The following is a 16,469-nucleotide window of genomic DNA, read 5'->3' as shown; positions in this document are numbered from 1 at the left end:
TTTAATTATATATTACTTACTTTAGTTATTTAACTGGAAATGGAAATTCCATCCAACTTAAAGATGAAATGCATCATTTACCTTTTTTAAGTGAATTTAATTGATCATCAGAATGTAATTTGCCATTGAAAACGTTGAATTAACACACTTTGAAATACGGTCAAAATGCGACAAACCCTTGCGGGGCCTGACGCTTGTCGATACTCACCACCAGCGGTAAAAATCTGTACGAAAAACAATCTTTAGGTCGCCATGTTGGTATCAATTATTAACTAAAACTGATTTTTTTAACATTTCATTAGGTCATTATTCTACCTAAAAAGTGTTAAGCATTAGCCCTTCCCTGAACATTTTATAAAAAATGAAACCAACCAGACCTGCGGATATAAATCATACAAGATGATTAGTTATTAATTTAATCATTATTCCTAGTGCGAATTGTTAAATCAGCCAGAAAATCGGATTCTTATCAATTTCATTCAGTTTGAGAACTCTAACAGACTGTTTTGTCATTTTTAATGATAAATCTTAATGTTACAAAATGGATCATGGCGATGACAGTGATAGCGAATACTTGCCAGAGGGACAATCTGTTATAGGTGTATTAGGTTATAAATTTCACTTAACGCAGAGTTAAATGTGTTTCCACTGCCGTGATTTTACTTTCGCCGGTAAATTGTCGGCCAGAGAGACGATAACATGCCCTCTGATTGGGGCTAATCGTCCTATAAAATTTGAGTTAACTCTACTTTTTATCTATCTATCAATTAATAAGCAAATAAGTCGTGCTATGATTATTTTACCGGTCAATATTCAATCGGTTATAAGTTAGCAACTTCAAGTAGGAAGGGTCTTTATGATAAAACCATTCATTGTTGTAACCCTCGCCATCGCCACTCTCAGTGGTTGCGCCAATAATAATACCCTTTCGGGCGATACTTTTAGCAGTTCTCAGGCCGGCCAGGCTCAAGCTGTAACTTACGGAACCTTGGTTTCTGTCCGTCCAGTCACTATTCAGGGCGGAGATGGGAATAATGTTGCGGGTGCGGTCGGTGGGGCTGTGGTGGGTGGTTTTCTGGGTAACACCATTGGCGGCGGTACTGGTCGCCGTCTCGGAACCGCAGCAGGTGCCGTTGCCGGTGGCGTAGTCGGCCAACAAGTCCAGAGTATGATGAATCGCAGTAGTGGTGTTGAACTGGAAGTGCGCCGCGATAACGGTACCACCTTCCTAGTGGTTCAAGCTCAGGGCGTTACCCAATTCCAACCGGGGCAACGTGTCACCATTGCTACCCATGGGAATACCGTCACTATCACACCACGTTAGGTTTTGCCGCCTGAACTCAGCGTGTAGGTATGGCAACTTAAGTTAAGTCATTGTATTAAAAAGCACCGCCCAGTCCTGAAGGTTCGAGGGTAGACTGGGCGGTGAAAAGATGAACATAACTATCCGGCTTTTTTCGCTGCCGGTTTCACTACATTCTCTCCGTGGTTGCCAAAGAACTGATATAAGGTGTCTGAAGCCGTTTTGGTTAAGACCATAATTTCAATACGGCGTTTTTTAGCCGCAAGAGGTTCGACTGAGTCCAATAGCATCTGATCAGCCATCGCATTGATTTGTAATACCCGACCGTCATCCAGCCCGCCTTTTACTAGCGCTTTATGCGCCATCAAGGCCCGCTCGCCAGACAAGTTCCAGTTGTTGTACAACACCTGATCACGGTAGCGGGAAGCATCGGTATGGCCGGTAATAATGATTTTATTGTCCATCTCATTAAATGCCGGAGCCAACTCAGCCAGTAGACGGCTGAAGAACGGCGTCAGTACAGCGCTACTGCGCTGGAACATATCGCGCTGCTTATCATCCTGAATCAAAATACGTAGCCCTTGTGGCACCACTTCCATTTGCAGGTTGGATTGCGCATCGTAGGCAGAAGTAATTTGCATAATGATGCGTGATAACTCTTCCATTTCTTTACGTGATTTATCCACCACCTCTTCCAGAGATTGCTCCGGTTCCGGCACCTCAACTGCCAGATTACTTTTGGTCTCTTTCGCTTGCTCCTTACCATCAATGCTGTCAGAGAACTTGCCGCCGCCACTTTTGCTTTTAGAGGGAATTGAAATAAAGGATTGCTGCGAAAAGATGGTTTGCCCATTCAGTTGCGCCACAATCTCTTGCCGCTCCTCTTCTGATACCACCCCGACAATCAACTTTGTGGTGGTAACCAAGGGTGCTGAGCGAATTTCTGAAGTGTCGGCCCGCTTTACCTTGGATGCACTGCCGGGTAAACAGATGGCGATTGATGCCGACCTTAATGCCGGGTTAATCAATCAGGAGCAAGCGCGCTTGCGCCGTAAAGAAGTGGCCAGCGAAGCTGACTTCTACGGTGCGATGGATGGAGCATCCAAGTTTGTTCGCGGTGACGCCATCGCCGGTATTATGATTCTGGTGATCAACGTGATCGGCGGTATCTGTATCGGTATCTTTAAATACGATCTCAGCGCCAGCCAGTCGTTTCAACAATATGTATTGTTGACCATTGGTGACGGTCTGGTGGCACAAATTCCGTCCCTGTTATTAGCAACCGCGGCGGCAATTATTGTCACTCGGGTGAGTGATGGCGGTGACATGACTGATGAAATTAAAGATCAGTTGTTGGCAAAACCGACTATCTTGTATGCTGCGGCATTCGTGATGTTCATACTCGCCATTGTGCCGGGGATGCCCCATCTTGCCTTTCTCAGCTTCACCGGATTACTCCTGTTCGCCGCTTGGCAGCAAAGTAAAAAAATTCAGCAAGCGGATGCTGAGCCCGATCTTACAATCCTCGACCAAGCCATTTCTGAAGATAATGCCCTGAACCTCAACTGGGAAAATATTCCGATAGTTGAACCTATCGGCCTGAATTTGGGCTATAAGCTGGTCACACTGGTCGATGAATCAAAAGGCCGACCGCTGATTCAGCGGCTGCGAGGGGTGCGGCAAATCATCTCCGAAACCTGCGGAATTCTATTACCGGAAGTCAAAGTACGGGAAAACTTCCGCTTAAAACCGTCCCAATACACCATCAATATTAATGGTGTCAAAGTCGCCGGTGGCGATGTTTATATTGATAAACTGATGGCGATTCCAACAGCGGAACAATACGGCGAGGTTGATGGTGTACTGGCAATCGATCCGACTTACGGCCTGGCCGTGGTATGGGTAGCACCGGAAGATAAGCCCACGGCACTAAACTTCGGTTATCAGGTGGTGGATTGTGCCAGTGTGGTCGCGACCCATGTGAATAAAGTGGTACGTGACCATTTATCTGAACTGTTTAATTATGATGATATAACCCTATTACACCAACGGCTTGAGTCGCTGTCGCCACGTTTGGCTGAAGATTTGGCTGGCGGATTGAATTTTAGCCAATTGCTGAAGGTGTATCGTCAGCTATTAACCGAAAATGTGTCGCTGAAAGATATTGTCACCATCGCCACCACCTTAGTAGAAAGTGCCACTATCACCAAAGATTCACTGCTCCTCACCTCAGATGTGCGTTACGCATTACGTACCGGTATCGTCAATGGTATCAATGGCGATGACAAAAACCTGGCGGTTTATACCATTAATAACGAATTAGAAAATATGTTGCTTGGCTCGTTGAATCAGGCGCAGCAAGCGGGGAAAGTGGTATTGGATAACTTCCCAGTCGACCCAAATATCCTGACCCAGTTGCAGCAGAATATGCCGATCATTAAAGAGCAGATGAAAGCAGAGAATCACCAACCTATTTTATTGGTAACCCCGCAATTGCGGCCATTAATTGCACGCTATGCACGACTATTCTGCAATGGGTTGAATGTGTTGTCTTATAACGAAGTGCCTGATGATATGGCGCTGAATGTGATTGGTACCTTAGAGTAAAAGTAGATGAGCCTCAAGAATGAGGCTCATTAATTCCTACCGCTTCAAAGGCAAAGGGGATAATTAGTTATCCATAAAGGTCTGCTGCCATTCAACAATCGTTTTGGGTCTTTTATCTTTATCTTCAGGCACATTGGTAAAATAGTGAACCCGCAGCGTGCCATTTTTTTCAGGCGCAACATACGCGGCCCACATCAAACCGGCACGGTTATACATAATGATTGATGCACGCTTATTGGCTGCACCTCGCACCCAGGTGGATAATACTTTTGCCCCCCGGTTATCCCGGTCATTGCTATAAATATAGACGTTGGCTGAGGCGACAAACTGGGCGTAATGGTCGCCGACTAACTCACGGAAAAGTTTATCGTTGTTGGTATCAGTAAAAATACCGACCGAGAGTAAGCTCGGAGTCTCACGCGGATCTTTTTCAGCCCGAATATACTGCCCGTCAATAAAGACATCTTTAGGCATCGAAATTCGGCAACCCCAACTGCCATTGCTGTGCACCTGAATTGAACCATCTTTTATCGGGATCAGTAATAACCGGCAGCTTGCTGTATTTTCAATAAGATCAACAACCGCCAACCCTTCAATTTTACGCGCTTCAGCTCTAAAATTACCGGTATTCTCACCGGACCAGGCGCGGCTATCGATACTAAATCCCCACTCAGCAACCCGGGTTATTTTGATAACGCCCCCCCGGTCATTCCCTTTGGTGACATTCCACCACTGCCCAGCCCAGTCAAATTTTTTGTCAATATCAGACATGGAGGCAATGCCCTGAAAATAGGCGCGCTGAATACAGCTATCACTGGTACAACTGTTAAGGGATTTTTCCCATATTTGTCGTTGCTGATACACTGTTTCTGTATCATATTTAACCAACATGGACTGATAGATATCGCTAAATGTCTGATCCAGCCAGTGTAAATCCTCATTACCACATACAGTATATTCAACCGGTGTCGCTGCACGCTGGCAGTTAATGGCAAAAGATGACGATGAAATAATCATCGCCAGTAAAAATAAAATGCTGCGAAAGTAAGCAACTCTCATTGTTTAACCCGATTAAAACATGAATTTTTTTATTATTGAAAGCTAATAACAACCTAGCTCACTATATCGTTTTTGTGGCTAAATACCTAAAACTGGTAATAGAAAACCACCAGACGGCGCTGACTCTTAGCGCAATCCGGTGGCTGTTCTCTACTATTTATTACGACAATAATTGTTATTTATTAAATTGAATCAAAGCGTAACTAAGAATGAGTGGCTTGCATATTATCTGATAAATTAAAAACAGAGACCGCTTCTGTCAGTTGCCGTGCCTGTTCTTCTAACGAGGCAGCCGCAGCGGCAGACTCTTGTACCAGAGAGGCATTTTGTTGTGTGACGCCGTCCATCTCGGCGACAGCTTGCCCAATTTGACCAATACCGCGGCTTTGCTCATCAGAAGCAGAGGCAATCTCGCCCATAATGTCGGTTACATTGGTCACCGCCTGCACGATGCTATTCATCGTCTCCCCTGCTTCAGATACTTGCTGTGAGCCAATATTCACTCGGGATACCGATTCACTGATCAACCCTTCGATTTCTTTCGCCGCTTGTGCACTACGTTGGGCCAAATTACGAACTTCACTTGCTACTACCGCAAAACCGCGCCCCTGCTCACCAGCCCGGGCCGCTTCAACTGCTGCGTTCAGTGCCAGAATATTGGTTTGGAAGGCGATACTGTTTATCACACCGATAATATCCGCAATACGGCGTGAGCTTTCCGTAATACTGCTCATAGTGGCAACGACATCGTTGACAATCCGCCCGCCATTTTTCGCTGTTGCAGAGGCATTCTCAGCCAACTTACTGGCTTGATGGGCGTTTTCAGCGTTCTGTTTCACCGTTGCATTCAGTTGTTCCATACTGGCCGCGGTTTCTTCCAGTGCCGCCGCTTGTTGCTCGGTACGGGAAGAGAGATCCGCATTTCCTGCTGCAATTTCACCGGCTCCGGTATAAATCGCATCGGTACTGTTGCGAATGGTTGATACCGTATTCACCAAACTATTTTGCATTTCACGTAAGTAAGGGATCAGTTGCCCGACGCAGTTACGGCCAAACTCAGGCATTGGCCGGCCTAACTGCCCTTCAGCTAAGCGTTTAAAGTGCACCTTGATCGACTCCAGCGGACGCACCAAATAACTGACGATATAGCGATCGGTTAAGAACAGAATGATAACACCGGCAATTAATGCAGCAAAAAGCGCCCGTTGACACCAGTCGACTAATGTCTCCACCCGCAAACTGGCAGCCTCTGTTGCAGTATCAACCGCAGAATTGTACTTCTCGACGGTAGCGCCAAACTCTCGGCTTAATGGTGGATAATCTTTGTTAAACAAATTGTTATAATCTTCGAAGCGATTCTCGGCCACCGCTTTAGCCATCGGTTCAATCCCATTACTCAATAATGTTGACCAGCTTTGAATAGTTTTATCTGTCAGTAATGGATCCATCGACTCATGAGATTGCAGTTTAAATTTCGCCAAACTCTCTTGGGTATTTTTTAGTGCTACACCGGCTGAAGCCAATTCACGATCAGCATCGGCAGTTGCCCCGCTTTGACGATATGCCGCGGCACGACTTAAACGAGTAACCACACGAAAATATTGGTCATTACCCCGATTAATAATATTAATGTTTTTTTGTTGGTTAGAACTCAGATGTAATGAATGCGTCAATTGGTTAAGTGAAAATAATGTAAAGGTCGAGACACCTCCCCAAAGCAACAAAAATATAACAAGAATAGATAATAACGCCATCCTGATGGTGATATGTTTTAGAAAATTCACGGGAATACCCCTGTGTCTTATTTTTTTAGTTTATTTCCTTGAGATTTCAAGGTGTTTATCGCTGATAATCCCCGCAGGGAAAAAGGTTAATTATCAGGACTCATCACCAAAATAGCATGAAACCAACACAAAAGATCAAGATAACCGATCAATATTAAACAACCGATTGATTTCACCTATTAAAATGTAAATAACGTTCGATAATCTTGATCGAAAACTGATTAACAACGTTCAGTAGTTTCCACATTATATGTATTTATTCTGAATATAAATACAGCGCCCCATTACCTATTAACTCTTAGAATAGTTAGCCAATCAATTAATTTACTTACAGATAGAGAATTACCTGTTTTTGCAATTGCAGAATTAAATATCTTATTAAATGCGATTGGGCGAGATAAATAAAATAATAACAAAAATCCATATCAAACCATCAGGCACGTGATACAGCAAAATTTAACTATTTATTTGCTATGGTTGATTCCGTATTTTTTTAGCAAGGAAACCAGGCTGGGGAAATAACAATTTTATTCATTGCAATATAGGCATGTGCTTAGCACGGCGACGGTGATACTAAAAGAAGAGCGGCCAACGATCACTGGCCGGTATTACACCTTAATTCGCGCTAGCCGCAGTCCCCAGAGGCTGGCTGAATTAGCTTAAACCATGCTAATGAGTCATGGCCAGCATACGACCGATCGTCCTCTAAATGGTTTGACTGGTGCGATATTTCGCTAGGTTTCCTGTCTTGGAGATGAGCACGCCAATCCTCCCTTTCACTCACCACATTGCAAATAGTAATAGGAATAATAATTACTACCATTCATTTTATGGCATGATAAATTACGACCTAGCACCGTTAAATAGAAAGAGAAAACGCCGTTATGTCCCACTATATGCCTGCCTGTAAAACATCCCGTTCTCTGCCTGCCCTACTGGGCTTGCTGTGTCTGACATTTTGGTTATCCGGCTGCAAACCCGCGGAGGAGAACAACGCATCAGCGGCAGACGACAACTCACCAGCATGGTCCCGGACGGTGGAAACGGCTAAAGGCCCGGTCACATTAACTCAGCAACCTACACGGATTGTTTCCACCAGCATCACCATCACTGGCACCTTATTGGCGATCAATGCGCCGGTGATTGCCAGTGGAGCGACCGCGCCCAGCTCCACCGTCGCAGATAATCAAGGGTTCTTTACTCAATGGTCGGCTGTCGCACAGGCAAAAAAACTGGTACCGATATATCAGACTGAGCCAAACGCCGAAGCTGTTGCCGGCATGAACCCTGACTTAATTATTATTTCTGCCACCGGGGGGGATTCGGCAGTGAAATTGTATGAGCAGTTATCTGCTATCGCGCCAACCTTAGTGATTAATTACGATGATAAAAGCTGGCAAGAGTTAGCAATGATATTGGGGCAGGCAACTGGCCATGAAACCGATGCGAAAGATGTGATTGATAAATTTGCCAACCGGCTCAATGAGGTGAAACAGAGTATTACCTTACCACCGCAGCCAACGTCGGCTTTTGTCTATCAAGCCGCCGGTAGCACCGCGAACTTGTGGACTGAAGACTCGGCACAGGGCAAATTGTTGCAGGAGCTGGGCTTTAGGCTCGCTGAAATACCTGAAGCCGTGAAAGGTAACACCAGTATGGGACATCGTAAGGATATTATTCAGTTAGGTGGCGAGAAGCTGGCTGAAGGTCTGAACGGTGAGACTATTTTACTCTTCTCCGGTGATCAACCGTCAGTTGATGCATTGAAAAGTAATAAATTTTTAGCTCATATTCCAGCGATTGAGCACAACCGTGTTTATGCCGTGGGTTATGACACTTTCCGCTTGGATTATTACAGTGCGAGTAATCTGTTAGCCCGAATTGAAGGGATGTTTAAACCTGCTCATTGATTGGGTAAGTCCCGCTTCTGACGTTGAGCGCATTCAGGAATGTGACCGAGCAGACTAAATTTCCCCCTGCGTTACCACAGCGATGCATTCTAACAATAATGCGTGCTAACATATCTCACCCAAATAATAATGATAATCAAATCGATAACAATAATCATTTGTTAAAGAAGAGTTACAATGCCTGCTGATTATTCTCCAGATCAATATTCAATAAAACCGCTGACACTGGTGTCGACGTCAGAGGTACCAACAGCGCGCCGACGCGGGCTGTTGCTGCTGTTCAGCATTGTTGTGTTGCTATTGGTCATGGCTGCCAGCCTGATGCTCGGTGCCAAAGCCATCCCTTTCTCCGTGGTCTGGCAGAGTTTGCTCGGCACAGAGCACAGCGCCGATAGCATTTTGATCGTTGAATCACGTCTGCCGCGAACCTTGATTGGTGTACTCGCCGGTGCAGCGCTGGGGCTATCGGGTGCAGTCATGCAAGCCCTAACCCGTAACCCACTGGCTGACCCCGGTATTCTTGGCGTCAATGCCGGAGCCAGTTTTGCCGTCGCCGTCGGGATCATTTTTTTCGGCGTTAATGCCATCCAGGGCTATATTATTTCCGCTTTTATCGGTGCGATGTTAACCACACTGGTGGTGTATTGGGTCGGTGCTCAGGGCGGCGGGCGCGTTAATCCCCTGCGCCTAACACTTTCCGGTGTCGCGATTGGCGCTGTGTTAATGGGGATTTCCTCTGGCATATCACTGACACATCCACTGGTCTTTGATCGGGTGCGCTTCTGGCAGGCAGGGTCATTGGATATCCGCAGTATGTCAGTGGTATTGGCCGTCACTCCGGCAATCCTGCTCGGCGGTGTGATCTCCCTGTTGCTGGCTCGGCCACTCAATGCGATGCATATGGGAGAGGATCTGGCGGCCGCGATTGGGGCCAGAATTATCCAAACCCAATTTTGGGCGGTCATCGCCGTCACCTTGTTGTGCGGTGCCGCTACCGCAGCCGTTGGCCCTATCGCCTTTGTTGGCCTGATGGTCCCCCATATCGCCCGTTGGATTGTCGGGCCGAATCAATGTTGGATTCTCCCATTCACATTAGTGATGACACCTATCCTGTTGCTGGTATCTGACATTATTGGCCGCTTCTTGGTGCCGGGCGAGTTACGGGTTTCCGTCGTAACGGCATTTATTGGCGCGCCTTTGCTAATCTGGCTAGTTCGACGTAACAAAAGGATGACCGCGCTATGAAGTCTGTCACCTCGCCGTGGCTATTTGGTCGCCCCGATGGCGCGATAAATTTACGCATCCGACCACGCAGTTTAGTTGTTTGCAGCCTGCTGCTACTGGCCTGTTTGTTGGGCGCACTGCTGGCATTAATGGCGGGAACTCTGGCATTAATGCCTCAACAGGTACTTAATGCCTTGTTCGGGCAAACCCGCGGTGCAGTGGATATTATCGTCAATCAATGGCGCTTACCCCGCTCAGTAATGGCGCTTATTTTTGGTGCCGCACTGGGTATCAGTGGCGCAATATTTCAGTCATTAGTACGTAACCCACTCGGCAGCCCTGACATCATCGGCTTTAATATGGGTGCCTATACCGGTGCGCTAGTAGCGATTACTCTGTTTAATGGGAACTATTTCGAGATTGCCAGCAGCGCCTTGGTTGGCGGCTTACTGGCAGCTATTGCGGTGTATCTGCTGGCATATCGACAAGGGATTCAAGGTTTTCGGCTAATTATTGTCGGCATTGCCATTGGCGCGATGCTCACTGCATTCAATACCTGGCTGACAATCACGGCATCACTGGAGTCAGCGATGACTGCCGCGGCTTGGGGGGCGGGGTCATTGAATGGTCTGAGCTGGGCTAAGGGCCTGCCATCACTGATGTTTATCTTTGCCGCGACGATAGCCGCAATGCTGCTTAGCCGCCGCATGCCACTGCTGGAAATGGGCGATGATGCCGCTGGTGCCTTAGGGGTTCCCGTTGAGAAAACTCGCCTGAGCCTGATGGCGATTGGCGTCATTCTAATGGCCGCCGTCACCGCCGCCGCCGGGCCTATCTCCTTTATTGCATTAGCCGCCCCACAAATAGCACGGCGTCTGGCGGGCACATCTTCAGTGACGTTAACCACATCGGCACTGATGGGCGCCTTATTACTGGTTGCCGCCGATCTCTGCGCCCAACACCTATTTCCACCTAATCAATTGCCGGTCGGCGTGGTTACCACCAGCATCGGCGGCCTGTATCTTATTTGGCTTTTAATCCGGGAGTCCGGGCGATCATGAGTATTGTTACCCCTGCAGCCACCCTACACCACAGCGTTTTTTCCTCCCGCTTACAAGCCGACGCCCTAACACTGGGCTACGACGGTAAGATAATCAGCCAGAACCTGAGCATCTCCATTCCTGATGGTGAATTTACGGTGATTGTCGGCCCCAATGCCTGTGGTAAATCAACGCTGCTACGCGCACTGAGCCGTTTGCTGAAACCGCAAGCAGGTCAGGTAATTTTAGACGGCAAGAATATCGCCAGCATTGATACCCGGCAGGTGGCACGTCATTTGGGTTTGTTGCCACAAAGTTCGCAAGTACCCGACGGTATCAGCGTGTTAGATTTGGTGGCGCGTGGCCGTTATCCCCATCAGAAGTTATTACAGCAATGGACACAGGCCGATAAACTGGCGGTCAATAATGCTATGCAAGCCACCGGTGTCAGTGAACTGGCTGACCGATCAGTGGACGCATTATCTGGCGGGCAACGCCAGCGAGTATGGATAGCTATGGTATTGGCACAGCAGACGCCACTGCTGCTGCTGGATGAACCCACCACCTATTTAGATATCGCCCATCAGATTGATTTATTGGAGTTATTCAGTAACCTTAATCAGCAACATAACCATACCTTGGTTGCTGTTCTGCATGATCTTAATCATGCCTGTCGTTACGCTACCCATATTATCGCCATGCGCGACGGGCAGGTAGTTACACAAGGTCACCCGCGCGAGGTGATCACAGCAGATTTGGTCGAACAGGTATTTGGTATGCCGTGTTTGATCATTGATGATCCGGTTTCACATACACCATTGGTGATACCGAAGGGGCGATTTAAAATTTAATCCACAAGCGAGCAGAGAGCGAGTCTGCCCTCTGCTCGCCGAAGGCGGTTAAAACTCAGTCGATCAGGTTAACAGACAGCGTAATCCATCAATCAAGCCCCCCCGCCAGCATAGAGCATCATGCCCACCCGCATAGACTCGATACTGCAACCGATGCCCTGCCTGACGAAGCGCTGCACTCATGGCTTGATTGACCTGATAAATCACATCTTCACGGCGACCTGCTTCCATAAAGATATTCAATGGCTGACTCGCCCCCAATCCCTGATACACCTGCTCGGTCAGCCAGCCCTGACGTTCAGCAGTCCCCGCCGTCAGTGCCTTGAAATTATCAACATCAGGCCACCAGAACGAACCGGACTGACTCAACACACAACCAAAACGCTGTGGCCAATGTAATCCAGCGTACAACGATGCCAACCCGCCAAAACTCTGCCCGGCCACCACAGTACGAGACGCTTGTTCCGTAAAAGCCTGTTGCAATGCAATCTGCGGCAGTAATTCTGTTTGCAATGCCTGCCAGAAATCCTGATTACAAGGCAGCTCTTGCGAACGATGAGTCTGGTCAATGATGTCAATCAACACATAGACGCTAGCAGGTAAATGCCCTGCGGCGGTTTCACTATCCAATATGCCAAACACCGGCTGCCTGAGTGCCCAATATTGGCCATCCAGCAAGATAGCCAATGGGCGTTCGGCTTTATCTTCAGCACCGGTTGTCGTTGAGTAAATCCACACATTGCGACTATTGCCCAATAACTGACTGTGCCAACTAATCAGTTGTAAACGTTGCGGTTCGGCGGGCAGAATTTTACCCGCATCGATTGGCTGCCAGGCCGTTTGCGGCAAAGCATCGGCTAAATGAACCGCAGAAAGTGGCATTCCGCGATAACTGCAATGCGCGGCGATCGGGTTTAACGGATCGTTCTCAGCGAGATCCATCAATGAGATCCACCAATCGCGCTGTGCCTGACGCTGTTCTTGCGGATTACCGGCCGGCAAATTCAAACATTTCTCTGCTGAGACGGGAATAAAGCTGTAACTGCCACGAAAATCAGACTCTACCTCTGCCTGCCAATACCAAACATCCGTCTGGCCCAGCCGAGTGAGCGATTCAGGATTAACACTATGATGATCTGTCACGCCGTTAACATCGATATACACGCAGCTATATACCGAATCACGCGCCTTTCCTTGTCGGTCGCGCCACAGGAAAGTCAGCTTTACTTTGCCAGCTGCTGCCGGTTCAGTAAGGGGCGTTCCCCATTGTGCGATGCGCTGCCACCATGATTCACTGCCCGCCGAAGGATCCTGTAATAACTGCTGACTCTCTGGATATTCGCTCGCCACTCTCACACGCTGCCCTCTTTATGTCATCACACCGGTCACGGTCTATTTATGATTACGTCTTTATTCATTGATAGCGCGGCGACTGTGCGCCATCACAAATGGATATAAGACTTAATATATATAAGGTTATTACCTAAATACAAATAATATTGAGAAGTATTATTATTTGCAATAACATAGTAAGCATTCTCTCCAGTGTGCCAGCCTATCATCGTAATTTAGATATGGCCGATGTGCTATGCGACGGTTATTGGATTGGAATATAACGTTTTTTTGTAAAAACCAAGCTAAATAGAGGCAAATAAAGCCCGGTTGGCATCAAGAACCTGACGTATGAGGTTCAAATACTTTCCATTATTGTACTTCCAGGTAGGGATAAATCATGTTTGATATTTCTGGCAAGAAGATACCAACAACATTGCCATTTCGCGCAGGCTGCACAGCAAAGACCTTATTATTCACCACCACCTTGATACTGATACCGTCACTCAACGCATTAGCGGCCACTGCGGCTAAAGAAGATAAATTAGTGGTTGTCGCCAAACCGGGCAGCGGCCAACAAGATGATGGTTTCGTCGCTAAAAACAGCGCCACCGCGACTAAAACTGACACACCACTGATCCGCACCCCACAATCAGTTTCAGTTATTACCCGCCAGCAAATGCAAGATCAAGGAGCGGCTTCTGTGGCACAGGCCCTGCGCTATACCGCCGGTGTCGTGCCGGAATACCGTGGCGGCTCGAATATGAATGACGAAGTGATCATTCGTGGTTTTGGCTATGCCCCGCGTTTTCTCGATGGCTTAAGCTACAACTCATTAGGTGGTGCACGCCGTGGAGGCCAGATAGACCCCTGGCTGCTGGAACGAATTGAAGTAATCCGCGGCCCAGCATCAGTGCTTTACGGCCAAGTGAACCCCGGCGGCCTGATCAATATGGTCAGTAAACGCCCAACAGCGGAAAGTATTCATAAAGTGCAGGTGGGTGCAGGCAATAATAGCCTGGCTGAAGCAGCATTCGACTTCGGTGGCGTGTTGGATGATGAAGGTAAAGTACTCTATCGTTTGAACGGGCTTGGCAGAACACAAGATGATGCCGTAAATACCTTTAAACAGGAGCGTTTTGCTATCGCCCCGGCATTAACCTTTATCCCGAACGAAGACACCACCTTTACCTTACTGACCAGTTATCAGAAAGAACCCAAAGCCGGTTCACGTAACTTCTTGCCAGCCACTGGAACCGTGTTTGGTACTGCATACGGCCATATACCTTACGATTTTAACGTTAGCGACCCGTCATTTGATCAGTCTGAACGCGAGCAGACCTCTGTCGGTTATGCCCTTGAGCATTATATCAATGACACCTTTAAATTCCGCCAGAACCTGCGCTACAGCTATAACAAGCAAGATTACAAGTATCTGGTCTTTATGAATTTGCTGCCAGATAACCGCACCATGACTCGCCGCCCGCAAATCGAGCGCCAGACCATGGCTGAGTTTGCCGTTGATAACCAACTGCAAGCTGATTTCTGGACCGGGCAGTTAAACCATACGGTGCTGACTGGGCTGGATTACAAACGTAGCCGTATTGATAGTCAGTTCTTTATGGGCACCGTGCAGACAAAATACAATCTGGATTGGGTATCACCTGTCTATGGTCTGAATATTAAAGAGAGTGACTTGTCACTCAATAGCAGTGATCTGACCAAACTCGATCAGGTGGGGGTCTATTTACAAGATCAAATTGAACTGGATAAGTGGAATTTCCTCTTATCCGGACGCTATGACTGGTCACAGTTAAAAACGCTAAGCCGCAAAACCGCCACTCAGGATCAACAAGACGACCATGCCTTTACCGGCCGTGCTGGTGTGTTGTATGCCTTTGATTCAGGTATCTCGCCGTATATCAGTTACAGTACTTCATTTGAACCTAGCACCGCCAAAGGCGCGCCGGGGACTGGGGCATTGGACCCGGTTACCGCGCGTCAAGTTGAGCTTGGCCTCAAATACCAGATACCGGGCAGCAGCACCTTGTTGACGACCGCATTGTACGATTTACGCCAGAAAAATATCAGCCAATACGACCAGGCACTGGCCTACAACGTCCCAATTGGTGAAGTGCAATCTCAGGGGATCGAAACGCAGTTAAACAGTGAGATTAACGACAATATCAACCTGATTGCTGCCTATACCTACACCAAAGGGAAAGTGCGTGAAACCAAAACACTGGCTGAATTAGGCAAAATGCCAGCCCGCACACCAAGCCATTCCGCCTCACTGTGGGGAATGTATACCTTTGATAAAGGAGTAGTCGATGGCTTATCCACCGGTGTTGGTGTCCGCTATATCGGCACCAGTTGGGGTGATGCCAAGAACAGCTTTAAAGTCCCGGCGGTGACATTGTATGACTGGATGATGCGTTATGAACTGGGACAAGCTCTGCCAGCGATGAAAGGCATCAGTTTGCAGGTTAACGTCAACAATGTGTTCAACAAAGAATATGTTGCCAGTTGTGCACAGATGGCAGCTTGCTTCTATGGCAGTGGCCGTGTTGCCACCGCTACTGTCAGTTATGCCTGGTAAGGCTTAGGCTTATTCAGCCCACGCCGATTGATGCATAGCGGTGTGGGCTAATAACTCAGCGGGCGTTGGATAATAACTTAAAGAAAAGTAAATATTTCTTCTAATCAACCCCCATTGCGACTTCAGATATCGAAATAAATAGAATAAATTCAGCATACTAACGTTTTGGTAACCTTTCATTTCACTCAGTGCAACCCGATAAAACCATTCTAAAAACGGGGAGATGGTCCTATACTCGCTGGCAGCATTATTTAATATCACCACACATTCAGGTTAAACATGCCAGCATTTAGGGGAGTACCACAGCTTATGCACCGGATGCGCGCCAGTAAAATGCGCATGTGCGGTATGCTGCTGGTTGCCTGCTGGCTAATTCTCAACGCACAGTTGGCCATCGCCGGCCATCAGTGTGATATTGCCCCTTCTGCCTCGCCGGTATTTACCCAGCATCAAGGGCATATACAGCCTGACCCTTTAGCAACAGAAAACCAAATGCACGACATGCCATCAATGATGGATATGTCTCATGGTCAGGCGCAAGACTCCTTATGTGAAAAACACTGCATCCCTGACTCTGTCCAGTCTGACAGCGGCATGTTGGTGCTGGCAGCCTTACCCACCAATACGGAGTTAGTATTGGCTGATAGGCAACAAACACCACGCGTCCAGCGCGTTGACTGGCATACCCCCCCCATTGTCGGCCCCCCCACTGAAATCGCTTTCTGCCGCTTTAGAGAATAGATCCAGACATAAATAACCG

General features: G+C 47.6%; 11 protein-coding genes and 1 pseudogene. 8 read left to right on the top strand and 4 right to left on the bottom strand.

Annotated features, from left to right (window positions below; genetic code table 11):
• The first annotated feature begins 856 nt into the window (after positions 1–856).
• Complete coding sequence (locus V1955_RS02790) at positions 857–1,324, top strand: glycine zipper 2TM domain-containing protein (protein WP_083162455.1); 468 nt, start codon at positions 857–859, stop codon at positions 1,322–1,324.
• Between the two features lie 119 nt (positions 1,325–1,443).
• On the opposite strand, the gene lafU is transcribed toward V1955_RS02790, so the two are convergent.
• Entirely contained in the window at positions 1,444–2,244 is an 801-nt protein-coding gene (gene lafU / locus V1955_RS02785) for a putative lateral flagellar export/assembly protein LafU (RefSeq protein WP_442821413.1), read from the bottom strand.
• Here lafU and V1955_RS02780 point away from each other — a divergent pair.
• Positions 2,207–3,910 (top strand): annotated as a pseudogene (locus V1955_RS02780) (flagellar biosynthesis protein FlhA); the annotation flags it as partial. The gene lafU and the pseudogene V1955_RS02780 sit on opposite strands and share 38 nt — an antisense overlap.
• A 63-nt stretch (positions 3,911–3,973) precedes the next feature.
• Here V1955_RS02780 and V1955_RS02775 read toward each other — a convergent pair.
• Positions 3,974–4,969: a lysozyme inhibitor LprI family protein gene (locus V1955_RS02775; RefSeq protein ID WP_442820487.1), complete on the bottom strand. Its 996-nt coding sequence runs from the start codon at positions 4,967–4,969 to the stop codon at positions 3,974–3,976.
• Between the two features lie 203 nt (positions 4,970–5,172).
• Entirely contained in the window at positions 5,173–6,753 is a 1,581-nt protein-coding gene (locus V1955_RS02770) for a methyl-accepting chemotaxis protein (RefSeq protein ID WP_083162449.1), read from the bottom strand.
• A gap of 884 nt (positions 6,754–7,637) precedes the next feature.
• Between V1955_RS02770 and fepB the strand changes: the two genes are divergently transcribed.
• The 4 genes from fepB to V1955_RS02750 all read left to right on the top strand — a co-directional run bounded on the left by fepB (position 7,638) and on the right by V1955_RS02750 (position 11,778).
• Positions 7,638–8,663 carry a Fe2+-enterobactin ABC transporter substrate-binding protein gene (gene fepB, locus V1955_RS02765; RefSeq protein WP_372569656.1) on the top strand — a complete coding sequence of 342 codons (1,026 nt, stop codon included), beginning with the start codon at positions 7,638–7,640 and terminating at the stop codon, positions 8,661–8,663.
• A 177-nt stretch (positions 8,664–8,840) separates the two neighbouring features.
• The gene (fepD, locus tag V1955_RS02760) at positions 8,841–9,908 is read left to right on the top strand and encodes a Fe(3+)-siderophore ABC transporter permease (RefSeq protein WP_083162446.1); all 1,068 of its coding nucleotides are present in this window, start codon (positions 8,841–8,843) and stop codon (positions 9,906–9,908) included.
• A complete protein-coding gene (gene fepG / locus V1955_RS02755; protein ID WP_442820486.1) occupies positions 9,905–10,948 on the top strand; it encodes an iron-enterobactin ABC transporter permease in 1,044 nt (347 codons plus the stop codon). Before fepD ends, fepG begins: the two co-directional genes overlap by 4 nt.
• Complete coding sequence (locus tag V1955_RS02750) at positions 10,945–11,778, top strand: ABC transporter ATP-binding protein (RefSeq protein WP_153046288.1); 834 nt, start codon at positions 10,945–10,947, stop codon at positions 11,776–11,778. The genes fepG and V1955_RS02750 overlap by 4 nt, the downstream gene beginning before the upstream one ends.
• Positions 11,779–11,841: 63 nt before the next feature.
• On the opposite strand, the gene fes is transcribed toward V1955_RS02750, so the two are convergent.
• The gene (gene fes, locus V1955_RS02745; RefSeq protein ID WP_083162441.1) at positions 11,842–13,134 is read right to left on the bottom strand and encodes an enterochelin esterase; all 1,293 of its coding nucleotides are present in this window, start codon (positions 13,132–13,134) and stop codon (positions 11,842–11,844) included.
• Between the two features lie 376 nt (positions 13,135–13,510).
• Between fes and V1955_RS02740 the strand changes: the two genes are divergently transcribed.
• Together V1955_RS02740 and V1955_RS02735 are read left to right on the top strand one after the other, a co-directional pair.
• Complete coding sequence (locus V1955_RS02740; RefSeq protein ID WP_083162440.1) at positions 13,511–15,709, top strand: TonB-dependent siderophore receptor; 2,199 nt, start codon at positions 13,511–13,513, stop codon at positions 15,707–15,709.
• A 309-nt stretch (positions 15,710–16,018) separates the two neighbouring features.
• Entirely contained in the window at positions 16,019–16,450 is a 432-nt protein-coding gene (locus tag V1955_RS02735; protein ID WP_442820485.1) for a hypothetical protein, read from the top strand.
• Positions 16,451–16,469 lie beyond the last annotated feature (19 nt).

Origin of the sequence: Yersinia sp. 2545 StPb PI (assembly GCF_052217125.1) — a bacterium.
Lineage (GTDB): Bacteria > Pseudomonadota > Gammaproteobacteria > Enterobacterales > Enterobacteriaceae > Yersinia > Yersinia enterocolitica_E.
This window is presented reverse-complemented; position numbering and strand designations above follow the sequence as displayed.